Here is a 22,228-nt window from a genome sequence, read left to right on the forward strand (position 1 = left end):
AGGACAGATGACATCCGAGAAGACCCTGCGCGCCGTGCTGGTGGGCACCGGTTCCGTGGCGAACTCGCACGCCGAGGCGGTCGCTGCGTACCCGCACGCCGAGCTCGTCGCGGTCGCAGACCTGAGCCTCGCCAAGGCCAGAGAGTTCGCCGACCGGTACGGCATCGTGCGCGCCTACGCGGACCTCGACGAGATGCTGGCGGTCGAGCATCCCGACGTCGTGCTCATCTGCACGCCGCCCGCGCCGCATCGCGAGCAGGCGCTCGCCGCCTTCGCGGCCGGCGCGCACGTGATCGTCGAGAAACCGCCGGCTCCGTCGCTCGACGAGCTCGACGACATGCGCGCGGCCGCCGAGGCCGCAGGGCGGCAGCTCGCCGTCGTCTTCCAGCAGCGCACCGGAACCGCGGCCGCGCACGTGCGGGGCCTGCTGCAGGGCGGTGCGCTGGGGCGTCCGCTGGTCGCGGTGTGTCAGACGCTCTGGTTCCGCGGCCCCGAGTACTTCGCGGTGCCGTGGCGGGGCAGGTGGGAGACCGAGGGCGGGGGGACGACGCTCGGGCACGGCATCCACCAGATCGATCTGCTGGCGCACCTGCTGGGCGACTGGTCGTCGGTGCAGGGGCGTCTCTGGAGGCTCGATCGCGAGACCGAGACCGAAGACGTCTCGACCGCCACGATCGTGTTCGAGGCGGGTGTGGTGGCCCAGCTCATCACGAGCGCGGTGTCGCCGCGTGAGACGAGCTCGATCCGCATCGATACCCAGAAGGCGACGATCACGGTCGATCACGTGTACGGACACGGCCACGAGAACTGGCGGATCACCCCCGCGCCCGGGTTCGAGGACGAGTCGGCGGCATGGGAGTTCCCGGATGTCGAGGAGCGCAGCGCCCATGCGCCGCTGCTGCGTGACGTCTTCGATGCGCTGCGCGACGGAGCCCCGCTGCCCCCGACCGCCGACGCCCCGGCTCGCTCGCTCGAGATCGTGGCGGGCATCTACGCCTCCGCCGCCGCCGACGGAGCGGTCGTCACGCCGGAGCTGCTCGGCGCGCACCCGACGCATCGCGCCGGCTTCGCGAGCCCGGTGACCGACCTGCGCCGATGAGCGAGCTGTACCGCGACCCGGTCTACGACGGGGCCACGGATCCCCGCGTCGTCGTCGATGCATCCGGGCGATGGTGGATGTTCTACACCCAGCGGCGCGCGAGCCTGGAGGACGCGGGGCCGGGAGTCTCGTGGATCCACGGCAGTCGGATCGGGGTCGCCACCTCGGTCGACGGGCTCGGATGGGAATACCAGGGGACTCTCGAGCCGGCGGCATCCGACCTCGCGCTGGAGCCGGGACCGCCACCCGCCGAGGTGGACCGGACGCACTGGGCTCCCGAGGTCGTCTGGGACGGCGAGCGCTGGCGCATGTTCCTCACCGAGATCGACGGCACCCCCGACCGCTGGCCCGGATTCAGGCGCACCATCGTCGAGTACACCTCTGCCGATCTGCGGCGATGGAGCCGGCGCGGGCCGCTCGCGCTGAGCAGCGACCGGGTGATCGATGCCGCGGTGGCGCGCACCCCCGACGGCGCATGGCGGCTCTGGTACAAGGACGAGGCGGCGGATTCGGTGACCATGGTCGCGTCTTCGGCCGACTTCGCCGCCTGGAGTCTCGACGGCGTCGCGATCGGCGGGCGCCCGCACGAGGGCCCGACGGCGTTCGAGCTCGGCGGATCCTGGTGGATGATCGTCGACGAGTGGCGGGGGATGGGGGTGTACAGATCCGACGACGGCGTCGGCTGGACGCGCCAGGGGGACCCGGATGCCGTGATCCTCGCCTCCGCTCCCGGCGACGCGCAGGGCAGCCACGGTGCGCACATACAGCACGGCGATGATCTGTGGTTCTACTTCTTCCGCACGGCGACGGACGGGGCCGCTCACGGCGCGACCGGTGAGCGACGGCGGTCGGCCGTGCATCGCGTGCGCCTCGACGTCGAGGCCGGGAACCTCGTCGTGAGAGGATCGGAGAGCGGGCGGTAATCGATGTAATCCCGCCTCGCGAATTCCCGGTTGCGAAACGTTTCAATCTGGATTAGCGTGCAGGTAAGCGTTTTCCCCACTCGACGGAGAATGCACCCGCACCACATGGACACAGGCGTTCCGCGGCACTGCCGGACGAGGACGTTCACCAGAGAGGACAACGATGTTCAGCAAGAAGCGTCTGGCGGCCACAGCGGCCGTCGCCACCAGCGCAGCGCTGGTGCTGGCCGGCTGCGCCGGCGGCGGAGGCCCCGAAGCCGGTGCCACCTACGACCCCGACGAGAAGGTCACCCTCGACCTCGCGTTCTGGGGCAACGACGTGCGGGCCGACCTGTACAACCAGGCGATCGACGCGTTCAACGAGGAGTACCCGAACATCACGGTCAACGCGACCTTCCTCGGATTCCCCGAGTTCTGGGAGAAGCGCCAGACCGAGGCGGCCGGCGGCGGCCTCCCCGACGTCATGCAGTTCGACTACTCGTACCTGCGTCAGTACGCCGAGAACGGTCTGCTGCTCGACCTCGAGCCCTATCTCGGATCCGTCATCGACACCGAGCCGCTGTCGGAGAACATCCTCGGCATCGGCGTTGTCGACGACACGACCTACGGCATCACGACGTCCACGAACGCCTGGGCCGTCTTCACCAACCCGGTGCTGCTCGAGACCGCCGGCGTCGAGCAGTTCGCCGGCGGCGACTGGGAGGACTACGACGACTGGATCGGCGAGGTCACCACTGCCGGCGGCGGACAGTTCTGGGGCGGATCCGACTGGACCGGCCGCATCCAGAACTTCGAGCTGCAGCTGCGCAGCGAGGGCAAGAACCTCTTCAACGAAGACGGCACCGCGGGCTTCGACGAGGACCGTCTGAAGGAGTTCTGGGAGTCCGGCTCCGACATCCGCGACGGCGCCGTGGTGCCGCAGCAGGTCGTCGAGGAAGTCCTCCCGCTCAGCGCCTTCGACACCGCGAAGAACGCCAGCGAGCTGACCTGGGACAACTTCGGCGCCGGATACCTCGCCAACCTGGGCGAGAGCTACACCGAGCTCGGCATCGTCGCACCGCCCGTCACCGAGGAGGGGGCGAAGGACCTGTACCTGAAGCCGTCCATGCTGCACACGATCTCGGCCAAGACCGAGCACCCCGAAGCGGCGGCGACCCTCGTGAACTTCCTGGTGAACTCGCCGGAGGCCGGATCCATCTTCGGCACGAACCGCGGGCTCCCCGCCTCGGAGACCGCCCTCGAGGCCGCTGATCTCGACCCGATGAGCCAGGCCGTCAAGGACTACGAGGAGTCCATCGCCGACCGTCTCGGCGACGCTCCTCCCGTGCCGATCGTCGGCTACGGCACCCTCGAGGAGAAGTTCCGCGTGCTGGGCACCGAGCTGAACTTCGGCACCACGACGGTCGACGATGCGGTCACGCAGTTCTTCTCCGAGATGGACGTCGTCCTCAACCAGTGATTCCGTCGGTGGGCCGGGCGTCATCCGCCCGGCCCACCGCACCCCGCACACTTCGGAAGGAGCTGTCATGAGCACGACGGCGACGAGGACGATCGTCACGGGCAAGAAGTCCGGACGAGGGCAGGCGCTGCGCAGCGGCCGCCGCCCAGAGAACGAGCCCGCACGGCCCGGCCAGCGGTCGCGCCAGCGGCGTGAGACGGCGACCGGCTACGCGTTCCTCACCCCGTGGCTCATCGGATTCTTCGGCCTCACGGCCGTGCCGATGATCTACTCCCTGTACCTCTCCTTCACGAAGTACAACATCTTCCAGCCGCCCAAGTGGATCGGGCTGGACAACTACATCCGTCTCTTCACGAGCGACCCGAACTTCATCCAGTCGGCGCAGATCACCCTGGTCTACGTCTTCATCGGCACGCCGATCACCCTCGCCGCCGCACTCGGTGTCGCGATGCTCCTGAACTACCGCGACAAGGGCGCCGGGTTCTTCCGCTCCGCGTTCTACGCCCCCTCGCTGATCGGCGGCTCGGTCTCGGTCGCCATCGTCTGGCGTGCGATGTTCAACTCCGACGGTCCCGTCGACAGCGGACTGCAGATCTTCGGGATCGACCTGGGCGGATGGATCGGCAATCCGGGGCTCGTGCTCCCGATGATGATCCTGCTCGCCGTCTGGCAGTTCGGAGCCACGATGGTGATCTTCCTCGCCGGTCTCAAGCAGATCCCCAAGGAGCTGTACGAGGCCGCCGAGATGGACGGGGCGAACGCCTACCGGCGGTTCCGCGCGGTGACGATCCCGATGCTCTCTCCGGTGATGTTCTTCAACCTGCTGCTCGGCCTCATCGGCGCCTTCCAGGTGTTCGCCTCGGCGTACATCATCTCGAACGGCTCGGGCGGCCCCGCCGGCATGACGAACTTCATCACCGTCTACCTGTACAAGCGCGGCTTCTCCGACGGACAGATGGGGTACGCCGCCGCGATCGCCTGGGTCCTGCTGGTCGTCGTCGCGATCATCGCCCTCATCCTGTTCCGCACCCAGAGGTCGTGGGTGCACTACTCGGGAGACGACAAATGAGCACCTCCAATCAGGCCACCACGTCCGGCTCCGCGTCGACCCCCGTGTTCGCCGCGCAGCAGACGACGCCCGCCGGGCCGCCCGCCTCTCGCCGCACCGTCAAGCGCAAGACCTGGCAGACCGTCATCTGGTTCGTCGGTCTGCTCCTGCTCACCGCTGTCGTGCTCTACCCGCTGCTGTGGCTGTTCCTGTCGACGTTCAAGCCGAACTCCGAGTTCGGCCAGAACCCGGGGCTGTTCCCGCAGGCGCCGACGATCGAGAACTACGGCAAGGTCATGGAGGGCATCGCCGGAGTGCCGATGTGGCGTTTCTTCCTCAACTCGCTGATCCTCGCGGTGTCCGCAGTGGTCGGCACGGTGCTCTCGTCGGCGCTCGCCGCCTATGCGTTCGCCCGCGTGCAGTTCAAGGGCCTCGGGGTGCTGTTCGCCGCGATGATCGGCACACTGCTGCTGCCGTTCCACGTCGTGATCATCCCGCAGTACATCATCTTCAACCAGCTCGGCTGGGTCGACACCTTCATCCCGCTGATCCTGCCGAAGTTCCTCGCCACCGAGGCGTTCTTCGTCTTCCTGCTCGTGCAGTTCATCCGCCAGATGCCGCGCGACATGGACGAGGCCGCGCGCATCGACGGTGCGGGCCACCTGCGGATCTTCTGGTCGATCATCCTGCCGCTCATCAAGCCGGCGCTGATCACCTGCGCGATCTTCTCGTTCATCTGGGCGTGGAACGACTTCCTCGGACCGCTCCTCTACCTGACGAGTCCCGAGAACTATCCGCTCCCGATCGCGCTGCGGCTCTACAACGACCAGACGTCGTCGTCGGACTACGGTGCGACGGTCACGGCCTCCTTCGTGGCGCTCGTCCCGGTGCTGCTGTTCTTCGTCGTCTTCCAGCGCTTCCTCGTCGACGGTGTCGCGACGCAGGGTCTGAAGGGCTAGTGATGTCGGTCACCAACGCGGAGCGCCGGGCGCATCGAGCGGCCACGCGCGAGGCGCGCTCGGGGGCCGGCCCCACGGTCGCGGGCGTGGAACCGGGAGCGAACCCCGGTGCGACGGCCAAGTTCGGCCTGTTCGGCGAGGTGCTCACGATCGGTCTGATGATGGCGGTCGTCGCCCTCGGTGTCGTCACGCTGCCGATCGCGGTCGCCGCCGGCATCCGTCATCTGCGACGGTTCGTCGCGGCGGAGGATTCGCGGGCGCAGCTGTTCTGGGATGACGTGCGCGCCGGCATCCTGCCGTCGCTCGCCGTCGGAGTTCCGGCGGCGCTGCTCGCCGCCGTGCTCACGATCGACGTCGTGCTCGCAGGGTCGGGCGCATTGCCCGGCGGCGAGGCCATCGCGGTCGTCGGCTGGGCGGGTCTGCTCGCGCTCGCGGTCACCGTGCTGCTCGCGGCGGGCGAATGGTCTCCCTCGCGCGGCTGGGTCGCCGCGGTGCGCGCGGTGCCGGGCGTCGTCCGTGCGGATGTCGCGGGAGCCGCCTACATCGCCGCGGCCGCGATCTTCACCGGCGTCGTCACCTGGGCGCTCGCGCCGCTGTTCATCGCCGGAATCGGCTGCGCGGCGCTTGCCGTCGTCGCCGTGCCCGCACGCCGCCGGCGTGGAGAGAACCGCGCGGGATGAGAAGGTAGTCGTTGGCGCACGCGCAGACGGACGGAGGCACGCCATGGCGGTAGGGGTGAAAGACGTCGCGGCTGCGGCCGGCGTCTCGGTCGGCACCGTCTCGAACGTGCTCAACCAGCCGGAGCGCGTCTCGGCCAAGACGGTCGAGCGCGTGCAGCGCGTCATCCAGGAGCTCGGCTTCGTACGCAACGATGCGGCCAGGCAGCTGCGAGCCGGCCGCAGCCGCAGCATCGGACTCGTGGTGCCCGACATCGGAAACCCGTTCTTCGCCGAGGTGGTGCGCGGGGCAGAAGACAGAGCGGCGGATGCCGGCATGACCGTGCTGCTCGGCAACAGCGACGAGCGTGACGAGCGCCAGGTCGCTCATCTCGAGCTCTTCCAGGAGCAGCGCGTCAACGGCGTGCTGCTGACGCCTGCGTCCGACGACCTCTCGGCCGTGCATCGTTTCGCCGCGGGCGGGATGCCGGTGATCCTCGTCGACCGCGAAGTGGAAGAGGGGCTGCTGCCCTCGGTCTCGGTCGACGACGTCGAGGGCGGGCGTCTGGCTGCCGAGCATCTGCTGTCTTCGGGGAGGCGTCGGCTGGCTTTCGTCGGGGGACCGCAGTCGGTGCAGCAGGTCGCCGACCGTCTGCGGGGAGTGCAGGCGGCGGTCGCCGCCCACTCCGACGTCACTCTCGAGATCTTCGAGCAGTCCGCGCTGACCGTCCTGCAGGGCAGAGCGGCGGGCGAGGCCATCGCGGCGCGGGCCGCCGATGCGCGTCCGGATGCCGTCTTCGCGGCGAACGACCTGCTCGCCGTCGGTCTGCTGCAGGCGTTCAGCTTCGGCTCCGCCATCCGCGTGCCTCAGGACATCGCGATGGTCGGCTACGACGACATCGACTTCGCCTCGGCCACCGTCGTGCCGCTGAGCTCGGTGCGCCAGCCCGCTCGGCTGCTCGGCTGGACCGGCGTAGACCTGCTCCTGAAGGAGCTCGACGGCGTCGAGCACGACCGTCGGGTGCGGTTCCAGCCCGAGCTCATCGTGCGGGAGTCGAGCGCCGTCACCGACTGACGTCCGGTCTCTTCCGTCCGTCTCATCCCCGTTCTGGTCCGTCTGCAGGGCCGGGGCACGGATGCAGGGTCATCTGTGGGGTCTGGTCCTGCAGACGTGCTTCCGTCCTGCAACCGGCACGGGGATCCGAGATCGACCGATTCGTCGCTGCCCCGCGAACCCGTTATGATTGCAAGGTGCATCCGGTCTTCACGGTTCGGATGCCTGGAGACGTCGCATAGTCCGGCCGAGTGCACCACCCTGCTAAGGTGGAGTCCCCTCACGGGGACCAGGGGTTCAAATCCCCTCGTCTCCGCAGATGAAATCCCTGCCTCGGCAGGGATTTTCTGGTTTCAGGCGCCGATACTGACTCACTGCGCGGCGAGGGCATCCGCCAGGTACGACGCCGTCGTGCTCCCACTCGCCGAGGCGACGGAGCGCGGGCGCCCCTGTGCCACGACGGATCCTCCGAGGTCTCCGGCGCCGGGGCCCATGTCGATCACCCAGTCGGCCTGTGCGACCACGCGCATGTCGTGCTCGACCATCACCACAGTGTTGCCGGCGTCGACCAGATGCTGAAGATGCACGAGCAGCCGGTCGGTGTCCGACGGATGCAGTCCCGAGGTGGGTTCGTCGAGCAGGTAGAGGGTGTCGCCGTGCTGGGCGCGCCGCAGCTCGGATGCCAGCTTCACGCGCTGCGCCTCGCCGCCCGAGAGCTCTGTCGCCGACTGGCCCAGCGGCAGGTATCCGAGTCCTACATCGAGCAAGGCGTCGAGGTGGCGCGCGACGTCGGCGTCGTCGGCGAAGAGCACGCGCGCATCGTTCACGCTGAGGGCGAGGACGTCGGCGATCGTGTGTCCGTGGAGTTCGATCTCGAGCGTCTCGGGGTTGTACCGGGTGCCGCCGCACGTGCCGCAGGGAGCATGCACGGTCGGCAGGAAGAGCAGCTCCACTTCGACCGTGCCCTCGCCCTTGCAGGTGGGGCATCGCCCGCTCGCCAGGTTGAACGAGAACCGGCTCGCGGCGTATCGCCGCCGGCGTGCTTCCGGAGTCGCGGCGAACAGAGCGCGGACGCGGTCGAAGAGGCCCGTGTACGTCGCCACATTCGATCGTGACGTGCGGCCGATCGGCTTCTGACTGACCTGCACGACACGTCGCACGCGGCCGGCGGGACCCGACGCCCGCCCCGTCGTCTCGGCCGTCGGCGCCGAGAACAGCGGATCGGCGGTCGTGCCGGTCTGCTCGCCGTTCGACGCGTCGATCGTCGAGCCGTCGACCTCGCTCGACAGGCTCTTCTGCAGCAGATCGGGCAGGGCCTGGGTCACCAGAGACGACTTGCCCGAGCCGGAGACGCCGGTGACGGCGGTGAGGCAGCCGAGGGGGATCGACACCGACACGCTGCGGAGGTTGTTCCGCGAGACGTCGGTGAGCACGAGCTCGCCGTCGGGCTCGCGGGCGGCGGGCGGCGGCGTCGGCGACCGGTCGGCGCTCCGGTCGTCGGCGAAGAGGTATCGCCGGGTCTGCGAATGCTCCGCCTCGCGGAGGCCGTCGATCGGGCCGGAGTAGACGATCTCGCCACCGGTCGCCCCGGCACCGGGTCCGATGTCGACGATCCAGTCCGCATGCCGGATCACATCGAGCGAGTGCTCGACGAAGAAGACCGTGTTGCCGGAGTCCCGGAGCGAGCGGAGGATGCGCACGAGTGCCTCGCCGTCGGCGGGGTGGAGCCCGGCGGAGGGCTCGTCGAGCACGAACATGACCCCGAACAGCTGCGAGAGCACCTGGGTGGCGAGCCGCATGCGCTGCAGCTCGCCGGAGGAGAGGGTGGGCGTCGATCGATCCAGCGAGAGATAGCCCAGGCCGAGCTCGATGATGGGCGAGACGCGGTCGCGCAGCTCGTCGACCAGCCGCTGTGCCGCGAGCTGCTTCTCGGGTGCGAGTGCAGGGACTGCGGAGCCGCCGGCATCCGACCCGCTGTCGGAGGGGGTGAGTACCGTCTCGAGAAGCGCCGAGAGATCGGCGAGCGGCAGCGCGGCCATCTCGGTGATGTCGAGACCGGCGAACGTCACAGCCAGAGCCTCGGGCTTCAGCCGGCGTCCGTCGCACAGCGGGCAGCGGACGCTGACCATGAAAGTCGCCGCCTTCTCGCGCATCTTCGCGCTCTTCGAGTGGGCGAACGTGTTCAGCACGTACTGCTTCACTCCCACGAACGTGCTCATGTACGACGGCTCGACGCCGGCGGCGACGGCCTTGCGCACCTGTGCAGGACCGCGGTCGGTGAACACCGGAACCTGGGGGGACTCCTCGGTGTACAGCACCCACCGACGCTGCTCCTCGGGCAGATCGCGCCACGGGATGTCGATGTCGTAGCCCAGGGATATCAGGCTGTCGATGAGCTGCTTTCCGTGCCACGCTCGTGGCCAGGCATCGAGTGCGCGGTCGCGGATCGACAACGACTCGTCGGGGACCATCAGGTGCAGGGGCACGTCGTAGACCTGCCCGATGCCGTGGCATCGCGGGCATGCGCCCTGCACGGTGTTCGCCGAGAAGTCCTCGGCGAACAGGGGCTCCGCGCCCGGCGGGTACGTGCCGACGCGCGAGAACAGCATGCGCACCACGTTGCCGATCGAGGTGGCGCTGCCGACGGTCGATCGTGCGCTGCCGGCGGTGCGCTGCTGGGGGAGGGCGACCGCCGGGGGCAGTCCCTCGATGGCGTCGACGTCGGGGATGTCGACCTGGCTCATCAGGCGCCGCGCGTAGGGCGCGACGGACTCGAAGTAGCGTCGCTGGGCCTCGGCGTACAGCGTGCCGAACGCGAGGGAGCTCTTTCCCGAGCCGGAGACGCCCGTGAAGGCCACGAGGGCGTCGCGGGGTATCGCGACGTCGACCTCTCGAAGGTTGTGCACGCGTGCCCCGGTCACGACGATGGCGTTCGACGTGGCGGAGAGCTTCGACGGTGGGGTCGCGCCCATCATGGACCTCTTCTCGTATCCCGCGGCGAGCGGGGGTGGATGCGACGATCGCCGACTCTTCGCCACGTTACCCCGAGCGTCGGACTTCGTCGGCGTGGTTGACAGCAGGGCAGCGGGCCTGCCCGCACCGGCGTCTCGAGGATTGCGCAGTATGGCACCCCGGGCTGCTCCGGCCGTTCGGGAAGCGCTATCCTGAAGCCCTTCCTCTCGCCTCGCCTAGGAGCATCCTCCATGCCCATCGCCGCTGATGACCCTCGCCTCACCTCCGTCTACGAGGCCGCATCCGCGCGCTACACGGACGTGCCCTTCCAGCGCGCGGGCGCGAGCGGCGTGCAGCTGCCGAAGATCTCGCTCGGCCTCTGGCAGAACTTCGGACGAGACCGCACCTTCGACAGCCAGCGGGAGATCGTGCTGCACGCCTTCGACCGGGGCGTCGTGCACATCGACCTCGCGAACAACTACGGCCCGCCGTACGGATCGGCCGAGTCGACGTTCGGATCGGTGCTCGCCAGCGGTCTCGCCCGTTACCGTGACGAGCTGTTCGTGACGACCAAGGCCGGCTACGACATGTGGCCGGGGCCCTTCGGCGACGGCGGATCGCGCAAGTACCTCGTGCGATCGCTCGAGCAGAGCCTGCAGCGCATGAACACCGACTACGTGGACGTGTTCTACTCGCATCGGCCCGATCCCGAGACGCCGCTCGAGGAGACGACGACGGCCCTCGCCGACATCGTCCGCAGCGGCAAGGCGCTGTACGTCGGCATCTCGAACTACCCGGCCGAGCTCGCCCGCCGCGCCTACGAACTGCTCGCCGAGCAGGGCGTGACGCTGCTGCTGCACCAGCCCCGCTACTCGCTGTTCGACCGCACGCCCGAGGCCGAACTGTTCCCGGCGCTGCGCGAGCTGAACGTCGGCAGCGCGGTCTTCTCACCGCTCGCACAGGGCTTGCTGACGGCGAAGTACATCGACGGCGACGTGCCCGCCGACTCACGGGCGGCGAGCAGTCACTTCTTGAACGGGTCGGCGCTCACCGACGACTACCTCGAGCGCATCCGCGGCATCGACCGCATCGCGAAGGATGCGGGGCTCTCGATCCCACAGCTCGCCATCGCCTGGGTGCTTCGCGATCCGGTGGTCACCACGGCGATCATCGGCGCCTCCCGCACCGGACAGATCGACGATGCGGTCGCGGCAAGCCGCGTGGAGCTCTCCGCCGAGGTCGTCGCCGCACTCGAGGAGTTCGCGGCCGCGCCCGGCACCGCCGTCGTCTGACGGCACGCCCGCGGGGCGCGATCCCGCCCCCGCGGGCGGGTGCCTCGCTAGAGTCGATCGCATGAGTGCGACGAAGGTGTTGTTCATCGGCGGAACCGGGATCATCTCGTCGGCGGCGAGTGCGCTGGCCGCCTCACGCGGCATGGAGGTCACGCTGCTCAATCGGGGCACGTCGCGTCGCGACCCCGCGGAGGGCGTCGAGGTGCTCACGGCCGACATCGACGATGCCGCCGCCGTCGATGCGGCGCTGGCCGGGCGGGAGTTCGACGTCGTCGCCGACATGATCGCGTTCACCCCCGACCAGGTGCAGCGTGACATCGACCGGTTCGAGGGGCGCACGGGTCAGTACGTGTTCATCAGCTCCGCGTCCGCCTACCAGAAGCCGGTGGCCCGCCTGCCGATCACGGAGTCCACACCGCTGCGCAACCCGCACTGGCAGTACTCACGCGACAAGATCGCCTGCGAGGATCTGCTCACGACCGCCTATCGGGACCGCGCCTTCCCCGTCACGGTGCTGCGCCCCTCGCACACGTACGACAGATGGACGATCCCCGCGTTCGGCGGCTGGACCGCGATCGACCGCATCCGCCGGGGCGAGGAGATCATCGTGCACGGAGACGGGACATCGCTGTGGACCCTCACCCACGCGAGCGATTTCGCGGTCGGGTTCGCGGGACTGCTCGGCAACCCGCTCGCCTACGGCGACACCTTTCAGATCACGAGCGACTTCGTCTACACCTGGAACGAGATCTACGGGATCCTCGGGCGCGCGGCCGGTGCCGAGCCCCGGATCCGGTACGCCACCAGCGCGGCGATCGAAGCCGCGGCCCCCGAGCGCGCGGGGCAGCTCACCGGCGACATGGCCCACTCGGTGGTCTTCGACAACACGAAGATCCGCCGCATCGTGCCGGACTTCGCCCCGGTCGTGCCGCTGCACACCGCGGCGCGCGAGATCATCGACTGGCATGACGCGCACCCTGAACTGCAGCGCGTCGACCCGGCGATGAACGCGCTGTTCGACCGGCTCCTGGCCTGATGCCAGGCGTCTGACGTCTGGCCTGACGTCTGGCCCCCGGCTCAGGCGGCGGACATCACCGCGAGGACGTTGCCGGCCGGGTCGCGGAACCAGGCGATGTCGGGCCCGCGCCCCGGTCCGCCCCGCATGATGCCCTTCGGGTCCGTGTCGAACTCGGAATCGTCGTAGATCTTCGTCTCCACGCCGCGCCCGTTGAGGTCATCGACGGCGGCGTCGATGTCGTCGACGGGGAAGTTCAGGATCGTGAAGCTCGCCGGAGTGTGGTGGGGCTTCGCATAGACGAGGATCGAGCCGCCGTCGTCGAGCCGGATGTCGAGGAACCCCATCTCGTTGGTCTCGACCCGAAGTCCGAGGACGTCGCCGTAGAACGAGCGGGCGGCATCGATGTCGTCGACGCTGAACCCGCTGAATGCATGTGTGGTCTGGAACGCGCTCATGCGTTCAGCATGCTCCGCGGCACCGCGTGTGTCCAGGGGCGAGGGCGTGCGGTCGACCGCTGCCGACACGAAAAACTCATTACTTCCGGGTGGAGGTTTCTGGTAGTCTTGCGGCGGGCGATTCCTCCGTCCACTCGCACAATCAAGGAAGGTCAACGTGGCCCTGCCAGAAGCATCTGTTCAGCTGTACACACTCGCCGCGGAGTTCTCTGCCGACATGGGCGGCTCGCTCGACAAGCTCGCCGCCATCGGACTGCGCAACGTCGAGGCGTTCGACTTCGTGCGCCGACCCGACGAGATCCGCGCGGCGCTCGACGCCTCGGGCCTCGTCTCGCCGACCGGCCACGCCCCGCTGCTCTCCGATGAGCTCTGGACGCCCGACGGATCGATCCCCAGCCCCGCCCCCGAGGTGGTCTTCGAGGCCGCGGCCAAGGTCGGCATCAAGACCGTGATCGACCCGTTCGTGGTTCCCGAGCGATGGTTCGCCCTCGAGGGCGTCACCGACATCGCCGACCGCCTGAACGCGCTGGTCGAGACGGCCGCGACCTTCGGCCTCGAGGTCGGATACCACAACCACGCCCAGGAGTTCGTCGAGGACTTCGACGGGCAGACGGCGTACGAGCGCTTCGTCGCGCTGACCGACGAGCGCGTCGTGCTCGAACTCGACCTGTACTGGGCGCTCGTGGGCGGCCAGGACGTGACCGCTCTGGTCTCCCGCCTCGGTGACCGTCTGGTCGCCGCGCACGTCAAGGACGGCATCGCTCCCGAGAAGAACCCGTTCGCCCCCGGGGCGGAGGAGTTCGGCTCGGCGAGCCTCGACCAGCGCCACGCGGGCACGGGCGATGTGCCCCTCGCGGACTCGCTGCGCGCGGCATCCGACCTGAAGTACGCCATCATCGAGTACGACAACGCGCCGGGTGACGTCTTCGCCGACATCGCCGCGAGCTACTCGTTCCTCATCGAGGGCGGGTTCGCACGATGAGCGCGGTCGGCATCGGAATCATCGGCCTCGGCGTCATCAGCGACACGTACCTCGAGAACCTGTCGTCGTTCCCCGACGTCGAGGTGCTCGTCGTCGGCGACCTGCTGGTCGACCGCGCCGAGGCGCAGGCCGCGAAGTACGGGGTGCCGTCGTTCGGCACGGCCGACGACGTGCTCGCCCACCCCGGCGTCGATCTGGTCATCAACCTGACGATCCCCGCCGTGCACATCGAGGTCTCCCGCGCCGCGATCGCCGCAGGCAAGCACGTCTGGACGGAGAAGCCCCTCGGGCTCGACCGCGACGGCGCTGCCGACCTGCTCCGCGAGGCCGACGCCGCAGGCCTGCGGATCGGCTCCGCCCCCGACACGCTGCTCGGCCCGGGCTTCCAGGCCGCTCGTCGTGCGATCGAGAGCGGAGTCATCGGCCGCCCGCTGTTCGCCCAGACCACGTTCCAGACCCAGGGGCCCGATCTGTGGCACCCGAGTCCTGCCTTCCTCTTCGCGGAGGGTGCGGGGCCGCTGCTCGACATGGGGCCGTACTACTTCTCGGCCCTGGTGAGCCTTCTCGGACCGGTCGACCACGTCGCCGCGGTCGGCACGAAGGCGCGCGAGGAGCGCGAGATCCACACCGGACCCCACGCCGGGACCATGTTCCCGGTCGAGGTGCCGTCGACGATCCAGATCGTCACCGCCTTCGAGGGCGGTGCCCAGGCGCAGAGCCTGCTGAGCTTCGACTCCGCGCTCGAGCGCCACGGCATCGTCGAGATCCACGGCACCGAGGGCACGATCGTGATCCCCGATCCGAACCAGTTCGCCGGTCGCATCGCCTACGTCAAGCCGCTCGGTGTGATCCGTGACGGCATGTCGTTCGAGCAGGAGTGGATCGAGATCGAGCACGACGACGTCGTGGTCGGCCGCGGCATCGGCGCGCTCGACATGGTGCGCGCGATCGCCGAGGGGCGTCCGCACGTCGCCTCCGGTGAGCTCGGCTTCCACGTGCTCGACATTCTGCTCTCGGCGCAGGAGTCGGCGGCAACAGGCCAGACGATCGTGGTCGAGAGCACGGTCGCACCGGTTCCGTTGCTCCCCGAGGGCTTCGACCCGTTCGCGGCGACGCTCTAGTCGGCTCGTCCTCTGCACCGACCGCGCCCCCGTCGACACTGCGTCGACGGGGGCGCGGTCTGTCTGGCCCGTCCGGTCGCAGGATCGAGCTGGCCTATCGGCGGTGGTCGCCGGCGAGCAGGTTGTCGAGCATCTCGAGGGCGGCCTCGTGGTCGACCGACGGATCGAGCAGCCACTGCGTCTGCAGCCCGTCGGAGGCCGCGATCACCAGGGCGGCGACGAGCGAGGGCTCGAGGTCGTCGCGCAGCTGTCCGGTGGACTGCAGCAGACGCACCCGGTCGGTGAGCTCGATGCGGAGTCGACCGAATCGCTGGGTCGCGAACTCGTGGGCGGGGGACCCCTCCTCCTCGAGCGCGGTGGCGACGAGCGTGGAGTACAGCTGGATCAGGCCGGGGATGCTGCGGTTCTCTTCGGCGGAGACACGCATCATCAGCGCAGGGCTCACATCCGCCGGCGTCTCGGGATGCTCGGAGTCGGAGCGGCGCTCGTGCTCGCGGTAGACGGCCACGAGCAGGTCTTCGAGAGAGCCGAAGTAGTGCGTGAGGGCGGCGTGCGTCACGCCGACCTCCTGAGCGATCGCGCGCAGACTGGTCTTCTTCGCCCCGCGTCGCGCGAACACCTCGATCGACTTGTCGAGGATCTCCTGGCGCCGCGCGATGCCCTTCGCGTAACTTCCGCGCGGTCCCGACGATCGGGGGGTCGGATCGGTCATCCTCCGATGATAGCGAGAGCGCGACGAAAACCTCCGATCGGAGGTTATTCTGTGGCCGGCACAGCTCAGGGGTGCACCTGATTGACCAGTTCGTCACCCGCCCGCAGTCGGGCGATGTTCTCATCGACCAGGTCAGCGGCGCCGACCGGGCGGTTGCCGGCGACGTGCGGGGTGAGCAGCAGATTCGGTGTGTCCCACAGCGGATCGGATGCCGGCAGCGGCTCGGCCTTCGCGACGTCGATCGCCGCCGCCCGCAGCTGCCCCGACTCGAGGGCGTCGATGAGGGCGGTCTCGTCGACCGTCGCCCCGCGGCCCACGTTCACGAACACGGCGCCGCGCTTCAGCGCCCCGAAGACCTCGGCATCGAACAGGTCGGCGGTGGCGTCGGTGGCGGGCAGGATCGACACCAGGACGTCGGTCTGGGCGAGCAGCGCCGGTGCGTCGGCATCCGCGTGCACCTCGAAGCCCGCACGGTGTCCGGCCGTGCGGGCGATGCCCTCGACCTGGGCTCCGAGAGCTGCGAGCAGCGGGGCGAGGGTCGAGGCGATCGAGCCGAAGCCCCAGATCGTGACGTGGGCGCCGTCGAGGGTGTGGTGGGCTCGCGTCGCTGACGCGGCCTGCTCCTGGTTGAACGCGTCGTCCCAGCGGTGCTCGCGCTGCGCGTCGCGAAGGCGGTCGATCCGACGCACGGCGCTCAGGATCAGTGCGAGGGCGTGCTCGGCGACCGGGCCGTCGTGCAGCGAGCGCCCCGAGCAGATGCGCACCTCGGAGCCGAACCCGGCGTTCAGCACCGCATCGGCGCCGGAGGCCAGCGCCTGCACGAGACGCAGCCGCGGCAGGGATCCGGCCGCGTTCTGCAGCCAGGAGGCGGAGTTGCCCCAGACGACGAGCATCTCGGCATCGCGATGCTCGTCGGGGATGTCGGCGGAGGTGTCGTAGACGACGGCATCGACATCGGCCGTCAGCGGCAGTTCGATGGTGTTCGGGATCAGGACCTTCATGGGTGCCTCCGTGTTCGCGATCAGGACTGGGGGGATTCGGTCGACTCGCGCCAGACGACGGCGAGCAGGCGCTCGGGTTTCTGCGGCGGATCCTCCCCGCGCACCGCCGCGATGAGACGGTGCATCGAGTAGGCGCCGAGACGCTCGCGATCCTGCGAGACGCTCGTCAACGACGGTACGAGGAACTCGCTCTGCAGGTGGTCGTCCCACCCCGTCACGGCCATCTCGTCGGGCAGACGCCAGCCGCGACGGACGGCTGCGCGGATGGCTCCGGTGGCGAGGAGGTCGTTCGCGGCGATCACGGCGAGCGGCGGCGCGTCGTCGGGCAGTGCGGCGATCGCCGCCGCGCCGGCCGCCGCGCTCCAGTCGTTCGCGACGATGCCCAGCGAGTGCAGGCCCAGGCGGGTGATCGTCTCGACGTACGCCTCGCGTCGCGCACGTGCGGAGGGGAACTCCTCGGCGCCGGCGAGGTGCAGGAAGCGTCGATGGCCCTGCGCTGCCAGGTGCGTGATCATCTCGGTGATGGGACGCGCGTCGGTGAACTCCCCGGTCATGTGCATTGCCTCGTCGAACTCGCCCACAGGCAGCACGACAGGCCCGCCCTCGGTGTCGACGGCGGGCAGGGGAGTGAACGAGAGGATCCCCTCGTACTGGCCCGAGTCCACCACGTCGCTGAGCCGCCCGCCTCGATCCGGCTCCTCGTCGGGCAGGTTGATGACCTCGACCACATACCCGGCATCACGGGCCGCCGAGATGGCCCCCGAGAGGAGCGTCAGCGGGTTCATCGTCGCGATCGGCACCACCACGGCGAGGCGGCCGGTGCGCTGCGTGCGCATCGACCGTGCGGCGAGATTCGGCCGGTAGTGCAGCTCGGCGGCGGCGCGCAGCACCCGGTCGCGCGTCGCCACGGAGATGCCCGAACGGCCGGTGAGGACGAATGACACGGTCGACTGCGAGACCCCGGCGAGATGCGCGACGTCGTGGCTGGTCGGTCGCCGTTCCATGCATCCATCCTTCCGGGGTTGACGGGTCAGGGGCCTCCCTCGATAGTATCTACTACGTCTTAGTAATACGTAGTAACAGCTCAACGAGGAGTCGTGTCATGCTCAGGATCGGCATCATCGGAACCGGCGGCATCGCCGACGCCCACATCGAGGGGTACCGCGCGTTCCCCGAGACCTGCGAGATCGTGGCGCTGGCCGACGTCGTGCCGGGCAAGGCTCACGACAAGGCCCTGGCATTCGGCCTCACCGAGGTCGCGGCGTTCGACGACCCGCGCGCGATGCTCGCGGAGGCGCGGCTCGACATCGTGAGCATCGCGACCCCGCCCTCGACCCATGCCGCCCTCGCGGTCGCCGCCCTCGACGCGGGCATCCACGTGCTCGTCGAGAAGCCCATGGCACCCTCGCTCGAGGAGTGCGATGCGATGCTCGCCGCGCAGCGGCGCTCGGGCAGGATGCTCTCCGTCGTCGCGCAGAACCGCTTCCGTGACGACCTCGCGACCCTCAAAGACGTCGTCGACTCGGGGATGCTCGGCTCGATCTCCCACATCCGCGTCGACTCGGCCTGGTGGCGGGGGCTGCCCTACTACGACCTCTGGTGGCGCGGCACGTGGGAGAAGGAGGGCGGCGGTTGCACGCTCAACCACGCCATCCACCACATCGACCTGCTGCTGTGGCTGCTGGGCAGCCCCACCGAGATCACCGCGATGCTCGCCAACGCACAGCATGAGAACGCCGAGGTCGAGGATCTGTCGGTCGCGCTCTTCCGCTACGACCGCGGGCTCGCGCAGCTGACCAGCTCGGTCGTGCATCACGGGCAGGAGCAGGCGATCGTGATCCAGGGCGCGCACGCGCGAGTCTCCCAGCCCTTCTCGGTCGTCGCGGAGCGATCCCGCCCCGACGGCTTCCCCGAACCCGGCGGTGATCCCGATGTGGTGTCCCGCATCGACGCCCTCGTCGCAGCACGCACCCCACTCGCCCACCTCGGTCACGAAGGGCAGATCGGCGATCTGCTCGCCGCCGTCCGCGAGGGACGCGCGCCGGTCTCCACGGGCCAGGACGGCCGCAATGCGGTCGAGGTCGTGACGGCGATCTACAAGGCGGGTTTCGAGCGTGAGTTCGTGGCGCTGCCGATCGCGGCATCCGACCCGTACTACCGGGCGGGCCGGCTCGTCGCGAACGCGCCGCACTTCTTCGAGAAGAAGGCCTCGCTCATCGAGGCGGCATCATGACCGCCTCCTCGTTCCCCGGCGGCACGTCGCTGTCGCATCTGGACGTCTATGCGGATGCGGCCCCCGACGGCATCTGCGGCGGGAGCCCCCACATGCACCTCGTCTCGACCGAGGCCTACGTCGTGATCTCGGGGCACGGCGCGCTGCAGACGATCGATGCGGGCGGCTTTCGAGAGACCGCCCTGTCGGCCGGATCGGTCGTCTGGTTCACCCCGGGAACCATCCACCGCGCCGTGAACCGCGGCGACCTCCGGGTCGTGGTGCTGATGAGCAACGCAGGGCTGCCCGAGGCCGGGGACGCCGTGATGACCTTCCCCGCAGAGATCGTGGCGGACCCGGATGCCTATGCGGCGGCGGCGTCGCTCGGAGACGAGAGCGGCAGGGCCGGGCGTGCAGCCGTACGTCGCGACCTGGCCGTGACCGGATTCGAGACCCTGCGGGATGCGGTCGTCGCCGGCGACCGGGGCCCGCTCGACGCCTTCCATGCCGCCGCGGGGGCTCTCTCGCGTGATCGGGCCCAGGCCTGGGGCGACCTCGTGCGCGAGCGTCCGCTGGCGCAGGCCGCGCAGTCGCTCGCGCTCGCCGCAGCCGTCGCGTCGGGGTCGGCGGCCCACCTCGCCGATGCCCGCGTGCACCAGGCCGTACCCTCGGTGGGGGACCGCGGGTACGGCATGTGCGGCCGCCTGCGCACCTATGACGTGACCGACGGCGACCTGACCGACGGCGCCACGACCGACGAGGAGAACGACCGATGACCCGCACGTACACCTTCGACCCACTGCCCGAGCCGGTCGTCGGCCCCGGGGAGTTCGTCTTCGCGGCCGTCGGTCTGGCGCACGGACACATTCACGGCATGGTCGAGCAGCTCATCGAGGCCGGTGCGACCCTGTCGCTGGTCTATGACGACGATGCCGCGAAGGTCGCGGACTTCGTCGAACGGTTCCCGCAGGCGCGGGCCGCGGCGAGCGAGCAGGAGGTGCTCGAGGACCCCGCGGTGCAGCTCGTGGCGAGCGCCTCGATCGCGAATCAGCGGGCTCCGCTCGGAGTGCGCGTGCTCGATGCGGGCAAGGACTTCTTCGCCGACAAGCCCGCGATCACCACGATCGACGACCTCATGGCAGCCCGCGCGGCTGTCGAGCGCACCGGTCGAAAATTCGCGGTCTACTACGGCGAGCGGGTGCACTCCGAGGCGGCGATCCTCGCCGGCCAGCTGATCGACCAGGGGGCGATCGGCACCGTGCTGCAGGTCGCGTCGTTCGGGCCGCACCGCATCGGCACCGGGCGCCCGGACTGGTTCTACGACCCGCAGCAGTACGGCGGCATCATCTGCGACATCGGCAGCCACAACTTCGAGCAGATGCTCCACTACACCGGCGCGACCGACGGCGAGATCGTCAGCTCGACGGTGGCGAACTACGCGCACCCTGAGACTCCTGGGCTGCAGGACTTCGGAGACGCGCACGTCGTGCTCGACAACGGCACCACCGGGTACGTGCGTGTGGACTGGTTCACCCCGGCGGGGCTCGATGTCTTCGGCGATGGCCGCACCGTTCTTCTCGGCACCGACGGGTACATCGAGCTGCGCAAGTACACCGACATCACGACCGACAACGGCGGCGGGCAGGTGCTGCTGGTCAACCAGGACGGGCAGTTCCGGTTCGATGCGACGGGCAAGACCGGGTTCCCGTTCTTCGGGCACCTCATCCGCGACTGCCTCGACCGCACCGAGCACGCGATGACGCAGGCGCACGCCTTCACGGCGGCAGAGCTGAGCATCATCGCGCAGCGGGATGCTCGGGTGCTCGCCGGCTGACGGCATCCGTCGCGTGCGGCGGAGAACTGCGCCTCGGGAGGACGGATGCGGGGGATCTAACCTCCCGACGCGGAGTTCTCCTCCCGACGCAGAGTTCTCCTCCCGACGCAGAGTTCTCCTCCCGAGGCAGAGTTCTCCTCCCGAGGGGGTGCTGCCGCGGGCTCAGCCGACCAGCTGGGCCGCCTGTCGCGCCGCGCCCAGGGCGACGTATTCGCCGGGCTCGGGCACCTCGACCGTGAGGCCGAGGATGTCGGGAGCGATCCGCCGCACAGCCTCGGACTGCGCGCCCCCGCCGATGAGCAGGGCGCGCTCGAGGGGGATGCCGAGCTCGCGCAGGGCGTCGAGGCCCGCGCCGAGACCGCGCAGCATGCCCTCCACCGCGGCACGTGCGAGGTTGGCCCTCGTGGTCGACGCGAGCGTCATCCCCGACAGTGACGCCGTGGCGTCAGGCAGGTTCGGGGTGCGCTCGCCTTCGAAATAGGGGAGGAGCGTCAGCCCGGCCGCGCCGGGATCGGCGTGCAGGGCGAGGTCGCTGAACTCGCCGTGCGTGACCCCGAGCAGGGCCGCCGTGACATCGACGACCCTGGCCGCGTTCAGCGTCGCGACGAGCGGGAGGAAGTTCCCGGATGCATCGGCGAAGCCGGCGACGGTGCCGCTGGGGTCGATGATGGGCGTCCGGCTGATCGCGCAGACGGTGCCGGAGGTTCCGATCGAGACGACGACATCTCCCGGCACGGCACCGAGTCCGAGCGCTGCCGCCGCGTTGTCGCCCGCTCCTGCGCCGACGCGGCGCCCGTCGGCATCCGTCACCCACTCGTCGTGCCCGAGCACACGCGGCAGCACCACGTCGTGTCCGAGCGCCGCCACCAGCAGCTCGCGGTCGTAGTCGCCGGTCGTGGGGTTCCAGTAGCCGGTGCCCGAGGCGTCGGAGCGGTCGGTGACGAGTTCGTCGAGCACAGGGTTCTCCGGCCCGAAGCCGCGCAGCCGCCAGGTCAGCCAGTCGTGCGGCAGCGCGACGGCGGCGACGCGCGCCGCGTTCTCTGGTTCGTGATCGCGCAGCCAGCGCAGCTTCGTGATCGTGAACGAGGCGACGGGCACCAGGCCCGTGCGCGCCGCCAGCACGGACGCACCGAACTCGTCGATCAGATCGGCCGCGGCCCCCGACGACCGGGTGTCGTTCCAGAGCAGGGCGTCACGGATGACTCGCCCTGACGCATCGAGGGCGACCATGCCGTGCTGCTGGCCGCCGATCGACCATGCCGCCACGTCGCCGAGCGAGCCCGCGTCGGTGATCGCGGCGTCGAGCGCGTGCCACCAGGCCTCGGGGTCGACGGCCGTCCCCGAGGGGTGCGCCGCGCGACCGGTGCGGATGACCGCACCGGTCGCGGCGTCGACCACGACCGCCTTGCAGGACTGGGTCGACGAGTCGATCCCGAGTACCAGCGGCATGG

General features: G+C 69.6%; 20 protein-coding genes and 1 tRNA gene. 15 read left to right on the forward strand and 6 right to left on the reverse strand.

Annotated elements, in window-relative coordinates:
- Positions 1–7: 7 nt before the first annotated feature.
- From DXT68_RS03180 to DXT68_RS03215, 8 genes are all read left to right on the forward strand, one after another.
- Positions 8–1,099, forward strand: a complete 1,092-nt coding sequence (locus DXT68_RS03180) for a Gfo/Idh/MocA family protein (protein WP_045254828.1) — start codon at positions 8–10, stop codon at positions 1,097–1,099.
- On the forward strand, positions 1,096–2,022 hold the full coding sequence (locus DXT68_RS03185; RefSeq protein ID WP_045254827.1) for a glycoside hydrolase family protein: 927 nt from the start codon (positions 1,096–1,098) through the stop codon (positions 2,020–2,022). The genes DXT68_RS03180 and DXT68_RS03185 overlap by 4 nt, the downstream gene beginning before the upstream one ends.
- 163 nt (positions 2,023–2,185) lie before the next feature.
- On the forward strand, positions 2,186–3,481 hold the full coding sequence (locus DXT68_RS03190; protein WP_045254826.1) for an ABC transporter substrate-binding protein: 1,296 nt from the start codon (positions 2,186–2,188) through the stop codon (positions 3,479–3,481).
- Positions 3,482–3,548: 67 nt separating this feature from the next.
- Positions 3,549–4,550 (forward strand): carbohydrate ABC transporter permease, encoded by a 1,002-nt coding sequence (locus DXT68_RS03195; protein ID WP_045254825.1) that lies wholly within the window; start codon positions 3,549–3,551, stop codon positions 4,548–4,550.
- Positions 4,547–5,488 (forward strand): carbohydrate ABC transporter permease, encoded by a 942-nt coding sequence (locus DXT68_RS03200; RefSeq protein WP_045254824.1) that lies wholly within the window; start codon positions 4,547–4,549, stop codon positions 5,486–5,488. Before DXT68_RS03195 ends, DXT68_RS03200 begins: the two co-directional genes overlap by 4 nt.
- Positions 5,489–5,490: 2 nt before the next feature.
- Complete coding sequence (locus tag DXT68_RS03205) at positions 5,491–6,168, forward strand: hypothetical protein (RefSeq protein ID WP_045254823.1); 678 nt, start codon at positions 5,491–5,493, stop codon at positions 6,166–6,168.
- A 43-nt stretch (positions 6,169–6,211) separates the two neighbouring features.
- Positions 6,212–7,219 carry a LacI family DNA-binding transcriptional regulator gene (locus DXT68_RS03210; protein WP_045254822.1) on the forward strand — a complete coding sequence of 336 codons (1,008 nt, stop codon included), beginning with the start codon at positions 6,212–6,214 and terminating at the stop codon, positions 7,217–7,219.
- A 206-nt stretch (positions 7,220–7,425) separates the two neighbouring features.
- Positions 7,426–7,514, forward strand: a tRNA-Ser gene (locus DXT68_RS03215).
- 55 nt (positions 7,515–7,569) lie between these two features.
- Here the strand turns inward: DXT68_RS03215 and DXT68_RS03220 are convergent.
- Positions 7,570–10,173 carry an excinuclease ABC subunit UvrA gene (locus DXT68_RS03220; protein ID WP_167541602.1) on the reverse strand — a complete coding sequence of 868 codons (2,604 nt, stop codon included), beginning with the start codon at positions 10,171–10,173 and terminating at the stop codon, positions 7,570–7,572.
- A gap of 228 nt (positions 10,174–10,401) precedes the next feature.
- Between DXT68_RS03220 and DXT68_RS03225 the strand changes: the two genes are divergently transcribed.
- Positions 10,402–11,442 carry an aldo/keto reductase gene (locus tag DXT68_RS03225; protein WP_045254821.1) on the forward strand — a complete coding sequence of 347 codons (1,041 nt, stop codon included), beginning with the start codon at positions 10,402–10,404 and terminating at the stop codon, positions 11,440–11,442.
- 61 nt (positions 11,443–11,503) lie between these two features.
- Positions 11,504–12,478, forward strand: a complete 975-nt coding sequence (locus DXT68_RS03230) for an NAD-dependent epimerase/dehydratase family protein (protein ID WP_045254820.1) — start codon at positions 11,504–11,506, stop codon at positions 12,476–12,478.
- Between the two features lie 41 nt (positions 12,479–12,519).
- Here the strand turns inward: DXT68_RS03230 and DXT68_RS03235 are convergent, their stop codons facing one another.
- Positions 12,520–12,915 (reverse strand): VOC family protein, encoded by a 396-nt coding sequence (locus tag DXT68_RS03235; RefSeq protein WP_045254976.1) that lies wholly within the window; start codon positions 12,913–12,915, stop codon positions 12,520–12,522.
- A gap of 157 nt (positions 12,916–13,072) precedes the next feature.
- Between DXT68_RS03235 and DXT68_RS03240 the strand changes: the two genes are divergently transcribed.
- Complete coding sequence (locus DXT68_RS03240; RefSeq protein WP_045254819.1) at positions 13,073–13,897, forward strand: sugar phosphate isomerase/epimerase family protein; 825 nt, start codon at positions 13,073–13,075, stop codon at positions 13,895–13,897.
- Positions 13,894–15,018, forward strand: coding sequence for a Gfo/Idh/MocA family protein (locus DXT68_RS03245; RefSeq protein WP_045254818.1), 1,125 nt, complete (start codon positions 13,894–13,896; stop codon positions 15,016–15,018). Before DXT68_RS03240 ends, DXT68_RS03245 begins: the two co-directional genes overlap by 4 nt.
- Before the next feature lie 94 nt (positions 15,019–15,112).
- Here the strand turns inward: DXT68_RS03245 and DXT68_RS03250 are convergent, their stop codons facing one another.
- The 3 genes from DXT68_RS03250 to DXT68_RS03260 all read right to left on the reverse strand — a co-directional run bounded on the left by DXT68_RS03250 (position 15,113) and on the right by DXT68_RS03260 (position 17,735).
- Positions 15,113–15,730 (reverse strand): TetR/AcrR family transcriptional regulator, encoded by a 618-nt coding sequence (locus DXT68_RS03250; RefSeq protein WP_045254817.1) that lies wholly within the window; start codon positions 15,728–15,730, stop codon positions 15,113–15,115.
- Between the two features lie 65 nt (positions 15,731–15,795).
- Complete coding sequence (locus DXT68_RS03255; protein ID WP_045254816.1) at positions 15,796–16,731, reverse strand: NAD(P)-dependent oxidoreductase; 936 nt, start codon at positions 16,729–16,731, stop codon at positions 15,796–15,798.
- A gap of 20 nt (positions 16,732–16,751) precedes the next feature.
- Complete coding sequence (locus tag DXT68_RS03260) at positions 16,752–17,735, reverse strand: LacI family DNA-binding transcriptional regulator (RefSeq protein WP_045254815.1); 984 nt, start codon at positions 17,733–17,735, stop codon at positions 16,752–16,754.
- 98 nt (positions 17,736–17,833) lie between these two features.
- Here DXT68_RS03260 and DXT68_RS03265 point away from each other — a divergent pair, with 98 nt between their 5' ends.
- The 3 genes from DXT68_RS03265 to DXT68_RS03275 are packed head-to-tail and all read left to right on the forward strand — an operon-like array spanning position 17,834 to position 20,777.
- A complete protein-coding gene (locus DXT68_RS03265; RefSeq protein WP_045254814.1) occupies positions 17,834–18,964 on the forward strand; it encodes a Gfo/Idh/MocA family protein in 1,131 nt (376 codons plus the stop codon).
- Positions 18,961–19,719 carry a cupin domain-containing protein gene (locus DXT68_RS03270; RefSeq protein ID WP_045254813.1) on the forward strand — a complete coding sequence of 253 codons (759 nt, stop codon included), beginning with the start codon at positions 18,961–18,963 and terminating at the stop codon, positions 19,717–19,719. The genes DXT68_RS03265 and DXT68_RS03270 overlap by 4 nt, the downstream gene beginning before the upstream one ends.
- On the forward strand, positions 19,716–20,777 hold the full coding sequence (locus DXT68_RS03275) for a Gfo/Idh/MocA family protein (RefSeq protein WP_045254812.1): 1,062 nt from the start codon (positions 19,716–19,718) through the stop codon (positions 20,775–20,777). The genes DXT68_RS03270 and DXT68_RS03275 overlap by 4 nt, the downstream gene beginning before the upstream one ends.
- A 162-nt stretch (positions 20,778–20,939) precedes the next feature.
- On the opposite strand, the gene xylB is transcribed toward DXT68_RS03275, so the two are convergent.
- Positions 20,940–22,226 (reverse strand): xylulokinase, encoded by a 1,287-nt coding sequence (gene xylB, locus DXT68_RS03280; protein WP_045254811.1) that lies wholly within the window; start codon positions 22,224–22,226, stop codon positions 20,940–20,942.
- Between the last annotated feature and the right edge of the window lie 2 nt (positions 22,227–22,228).

Source organism: Microbacterium foliorum (assembly GCF_003367705.1).
Lineage (GTDB): Bacteria > Actinomycetota > Actinomycetes > Actinomycetales > Microbacteriaceae > Microbacterium > Microbacterium foliorum.

Coding starts and splice junctions, on each gene's coding strand:
- DXT68_RS03205 (WP_045254823.1), top strand. CDS start 5,491: ATGTCGGTCACCAACGCGGAGCGCCGGGCGCATCGAGCGGCCACGCGC.
- DXT68_RS03275 (WP_045254812.1), top strand. CDS start 19,716: ATGACCCGCACGTACACCTTCGACCCACTGCCCGAGCCGGTCGTCGGC.
- DXT68_RS03250 (WP_045254817.1), bottom strand. CDS start 15,730: ATGACCGATCCGACCCCCCGATCGTCGGGACCGCGCGGAAGTTACGCG.
- DXT68_RS03235 (WP_045254976.1), bottom strand. CDS start 12,915: ATGAGCGCGTTCCAGACCACACATGCATTCAGCGGGTTCAGCGTCGAC.
- DXT68_RS03255 (WP_045254816.1), bottom strand. CDS start 16,731: ATGAAGGTCCTGATCCCGAACACCATCGAACTGCCGCTGACGGCCGAT.
- DXT68_RS03230 (WP_045254820.1), top strand. CDS start 11,504: ATGAGTGCGACGAAGGTGTTGTTCATCGGCGGAACCGGGATCATCTCG.
- DXT68_RS03200 (WP_045254824.1), top strand. CDS start 4,547: ATGAGCACCTCCAATCAGGCCACCACGTCCGGCTCCGCGTCGACCCCC.
- DXT68_RS03225 (WP_045254821.1), top strand. CDS start 10,402: ATGCCCATCGCCGCTGATGACCCTCGCCTCACCTCCGTCTACGAGGCC.
- DXT68_RS03270 (WP_045254813.1), top strand. CDS start 18,961: ATGACCGCCTCCTCGTTCCCCGGCGGCACGTCGCTGTCGCATCTGGAC.
- DXT68_RS03180 (WP_045254828.1), top strand. CDS start 8: ATGACATCCGAGAAGACCCTGCGCGCCGTGCTGGTGGGCACCGGTTCC.
- DXT68_RS03220 (WP_167541602.1), bottom strand. CDS start 10,173: ATGATGGGCGCGACCCCACCGTCGAAGCTCTCCGCCACGTCGAACGCC.
- DXT68_RS03190 (WP_045254826.1), top strand. CDS start 2,186: ATGTTCAGCAAGAAGCGTCTGGCGGCCACAGCGGCCGTCGCCACCAGC.
- DXT68_RS03210 (WP_045254822.1), top strand. CDS start 6,212: ATGGCGGTAGGGGTGAAAGACGTCGCGGCTGCGGCCGGCGTCTCGGTC.
- DXT68_RS03245 (WP_045254818.1), top strand. CDS start 13,894: ATGAGCGCGGTCGGCATCGGAATCATCGGCCTCGGCGTCATCAGCGAC.
- DXT68_RS03195 (WP_045254825.1), top strand. CDS start 3,549: ATGAGCACGACGGCGACGAGGACGATCGTCACGGGCAAGAAGTCCGGA.
- xylB (WP_045254811.1), bottom strand. CDS start 22,226: ATGCCGCTGGTACTCGGGATCGACTCGTCGACCCAGTCCTGCAAGGCG.
- DXT68_RS03185 (WP_045254827.1), top strand. CDS start 1,096: ATGAGCGAGCTGTACCGCGACCCGGTCTACGACGGGGCCACGGATCCC.
- DXT68_RS03260 (WP_045254815.1), bottom strand. CDS start 17,735: ATGGAACGGCGACCGACCAGCCACGACGTCGCGCATCTCGCCGGGGTC.
- DXT68_RS03265 (WP_045254814.1), top strand. CDS start 17,834: ATGCTCAGGATCGGCATCATCGGAACCGGCGGCATCGCCGACGCCCAC.